The organism is Microcoleus sp. BM001215392, assembly GCF_036700185.1.
Classification (GTDB): Bacteria; Cyanobacteriota; Cyanobacteriia; order Cyanobacteriales; family Microcoleaceae; genus Microcoleus.
Genome location: NZ_JAUBOJ010000541.1, coordinates 1 through 3,778 on the forward strand (window position 1 = coordinate 1; position 3,778 = coordinate 3,778).

The 3,778-nt window shown below is 43.6% G+C and carries 4 protein-coding genes; 1 reads left to right on the forward strand and 3 read right to left on the reverse strand.

Going from position 1 to position 3,778, the window contains the following annotated elements; genetic code table 11:
- Positions 1-195 precede the first annotated feature (195 nt).
- From QT974_RS32260 to mtnA, 3 genes are all read right to left on the reverse strand, one after another.
- On the reverse strand, positions 196-1,053 hold the full coding sequence (locus tag QT974_RS32260; RefSeq protein WP_333472444.1) for a sulfurtransferase: 858 nt from the start codon (positions 1,051-1,053) through the stop codon (positions 196-198).
- A gap of 3 nt (positions 1,054-1,056) precedes the next feature.
- Positions 1,057-1,521: a type IV pilin-like G/H family protein gene (locus QT974_RS32265; protein ID WP_333472445.1), complete on the reverse strand. Its 465-nt coding sequence runs from the start codon at positions 1,519-1,521 to the stop codon at positions 1,057-1,059.
- Between the two features lie 173 nt (positions 1,522-1,694).
- Positions 1,695-2,756, reverse strand: a complete 1,062-nt coding sequence (gene mtnA / locus QT974_RS32270) for an S-methyl-5-thioribose-1-phosphate isomerase (protein WP_333472446.1) — start codon at positions 2,754-2,756, stop codon at positions 1,695-1,697.
- Positions 2,757-3,149: 393 nt separating this feature from the next.
- Here mtnA and QT974_RS32275 point away from each other — a divergent pair.
- Positions 3,150-3,778 (forward strand): DUF4347 domain-containing protein (locus QT974_RS32275; RefSeq protein ID WP_333472447.1); only part of this gene is annotated, 629 nt, incomplete at its 3' end.

Here is a 3,778-nt window from a genome sequence, read left to right on the forward strand (position 1 = left end):
ATATGCGTCAATTAACTCCGCTTTACTCCAATAAAGGCGTTTCTAGTAATTAGACGCACGTTACTCCTAAAAAAACAGTAAATTTGGTTTGTAGTAAGGACTTCAGTCCTTTGATGAGAGATGCGGACGCTCAGTCCTCACTACGAACCTCTTTTGATGTCGGATAATCGACTTAAAATTCTATAAATCTTAAACCTACTGCCTTACCCTACGACTTTTTTCCAACGGATAGCTATCAGCAGGCGCAGCCGACCATTCCCACATTGAACCTGCATAATTCTTAGCATCAAAACCGAAATTTGTCAAGACAGAAGTCAACCATGCAGACCTAATTCCGCCACTACAATAAGTGACAATCTGAGTTGACAGCGAAACTTTTTTCTGCTGCAAAATATTGACAATTTCCCCCCGAGAAAGCAGTTGTCCGTGCTTGTCCATCAACTGTTTGTAATAAAGGTGAATCGCCCCGGGAATGTGGCCGCCCCGCGTTTCTCCGTAAGGCATTTTACCTGCATATTCTCGCGGCTCTCTGGCGTCAATAACTGCTAAATTAGCATTGCCTAAAATAGTTTTTAAATCATCGCGATTGATTTCCCAAGTCGAGCGGCGAGATACTACAAAATCTCCCGGCTGCGGTGGAGCATTTGCACCTTTTACTTTAGAAATTCCAGCTTTGACTAAAGCTCGATATCCTCCACCTACAAAAACGGCTTTTTCGTGTCCCAAACTTCGCAACATCCACACAATTCGCCCGTCTTCGCCCCATCCTTTCACGGAATCGGCGATCGCAATTACAGGTTGGTCTTGACAAATTCCCAGTGCTTGCAGTTTTTCTGTTAAGATTGTGTCATCTTCGAGAATTTTGCCTTTGTGCGGAAAGTGCGATCGTGAAAATTCCTGCCAAGTTACGGGAATAGCTGGCGGGACACGGCAAAACCACTTTAAAATAGGTGCGCGAGCATCGAGCAAGGTAGCTTTTTTTTCTAGCAATTGCTTGGCTAAATCTGCACCTACAATCCAATTATCGGACAAATTACACAGTAAATTAGACATAATTTATTGAGCAACTTTTGCTGTATTAGCACCGCAGGCTACAACCCCTTTAGTATCCATGGTTGGCTTAGCTGGTTTAATCTTGCCAGAAGCAACATTCAGACACAAGATTGTTGTCGTCTTATTTCCTATCAAAAAGACACCGCCCACAAAGTTTTTGAGATTAGCTCGATCCGACACTGCATAATTAAATACAGCTTTGTTTGCTGTATCAATTGAATATTTGTAATTAGCTGTGCCAGCTTTAATCCCGAGAGCTAGATTAGAAACAGAACTTGTAAAGCCCGTATTGTTTTGATAGTAGTCTTGCTGAGCTTTATTCATTTCTATCACATATTGTTTCGCTGCTAATTCCTGAGGTTGAAGGGTTGGTGACAACTGAGCATGAGCCGCTGTCGGAAACAAAACTGGTAAAATCAGAGTTGCGAGCGCAACTTTTATCTGCTGGTTTCGAGAGCTATAAGTCATGTTTTTACCATTGCTTAAAACTTGAATTGTAGTAGGACACCTCACTGCCGTATCCTTACATATGGCCGAATTTACCTACATATTTTCTGTCAAATTCATCAATCAATTTAATTGATTAAAACGGTATTGTTCGCATAAATGACTGATAAACTTAGCGGTGGATAAACATACAATCAAACTAATTGTTTTGCTTGAAACTGTTTCAAATTTCCCGGAGCAACCGTGCCGTATTCTGTGATGATTCCCGAGATTAATGCTGCCGGAGTTACGTCAAAAGCGGGATTGTAAAATTCTACTCCTTCAGGACAAATTCGGGTAGTTCCCACTTGATACATTTCCACTGAATCGCGTTCTTCAATGGGGATTTGGCTACCGTCGGAAAGTTCAAAATCAATTGTTGACAGAGGAGCTGCAACAAAGAAGGGGACGTTGTGAGCTTTGGCAACAATTGCTAAACTGTAAGTGCCAATTTTATTGGCGGCGTCGCCGTTAGCAGCTATTCTGTCTGCACCGACAACTACTGCGTGAATCATCCCTAGTTTCATGCAGTGCGCGGCCATATTGTCGGCGATTAATGTGACGGGAATTCCTTCTTGGACGCATTCCCAAGTGGTGAGTTTTGCACCTTGGAGACGGGGACGAGTTTCGTCTGCAAAAACTCTGCCGAGTCGGCCTTCTCGCCAAGCCGAACGAAATACGCCTAAGGCTGTACCGTAGCCGGCTGTAGCTAATGCACCGGCATTGCAGTGAGTTAGTAAGTTCAATTTTTCGGGTGTTGCGGGCAGAACTTCTAAACCTTTGTCGCCGATATCTTTACAAGTTTGTACGTCTTCTGCTTGAATGGTTTTAGCCATTTCTAACAAAGTTTTTTGGATGTGCTCTACGGAACCGCTAGTTCGATCGGCTGTTTTAAGCATTCGGGATATGGCCCAAAATAAATTAACTGCTGTGGGACGAGTCGATCGCAATAATTCACCAACTTGTTCTAGTTTAGCCAGAAATTCAGTGCGATCGCCCGTTGCGATTTCCCGCGCCCCCAAATACATCCCGTAAGCTGCTGCTACCCCAATCGCCGGAGCACCTCGGACGATCATAGTTTTAATCGCCTCGGCCATATCTTGAGAGTTGGTAATTTCGACTGTAGCGTATTCTTTGGGCAGTCGGTTTTGCTCAATTAGCAGCACTCGGTCTTCAATCCAGGTGACGGGGGAAACTGGGGATTTTTGAGCTGTCATCGATTTCAATGATGTGAGGGACAAGTTTCTATGATGCCATGAAGGCGACTGTTTCTCTATGTTATGAGGGACAGACTGGATTTGCCAAAATCCAGTCTGTTTAAAAATTAGTATATTAACTTTTGTAAATTATCTTGCCTGATTTCCGGAACCGGGAACAACATAGCTCCGGCCATTGTCTCCAATTTTTAAGTTGAGAATGAAAAGTGCGATCGACAATCTTTGCCAGACTTGATACAGTTCTAAAAAAATCACAAAATTAGATATTTGTCAAGCTTTCATGTGATTTAAGGCTGGCTGTCTCTGCTGCCGATTTCGGGTGGTGGAAGTTTAGTCGATCGCACGAAAACAAAATTTTAGAAACCTACTTAGGTGCATGAGGGAAAGGTAATTATGAAAAACTTACAAATAGTCTTCGTAGATTCAGCAGTTGAAGATTGGCAGAGTTTGGCTGCGGGTGTGAAACCGGGAATAGAGGTGATTTTAGTCGATTCGGCGCAAGACGGCATCGTAAAAATCACCGAAGCATTGCAGAGTCGCAGCGGTATAGAAAGCGTTCACATTATTTCTCACGGCGAATCAGGAAGTTTGCAGCTAGGAAAAACTAGCCTGAATTCCGATAATTTAGAAACATATCGCGACTGTTTAAAACGATGGTTTTCATCATCTGTTAACTCAGTAAAAAATCGATTTGAAATTCTGCTCTACGGATGTAACGTAGCAGCGGGTGAAAAAGGAGAAGCTTTTGTACGACAACTGAGCCAGTTAACCAAAGCGTCGGTTGCTGCTTCTGCTGATATTACGGGGAGTGCCGAAAAAGGCGGCAACTGGTTGCTTGAATATGCAACAGGAGTGATGCAGACGGGATTGGCGTTTGGGCCAGAGGTGAGGGCAAATTACGCGCACGCTTTGGCTATATTTACTGTTACTAATACCAACGATGCTGGGCCGGGTTCGCTGCGAGATGCGATTGCTCAAGCTAATGCCACTGCCGCACCGCCGCACAATATTAACTTTGCCAT

Bases quoted from the DNA above. Each gene is read 5' to 3' on its own strand.
- mtnA (WP_333472446.1), bottom strand. From the start codon at position 2,756: ATGACAGCTCAAAAATCCCCAGTTTCCCCCGTCACCTGGATTGAAGAC.
- QT974_RS32260 (WP_333472444.1), bottom strand. From the start codon at position 1,053: ATGTCTAATTTACTGTGTAATTTGTCCGATAATTGGATTGTAGGTGCA.
- QT974_RS32265 (WP_333472445.1), bottom strand. From the start codon at position 1,521: ATGACTTATAGCTCTCGAAACCAGCAGATAAAAGTTGCGCTCGCAACT.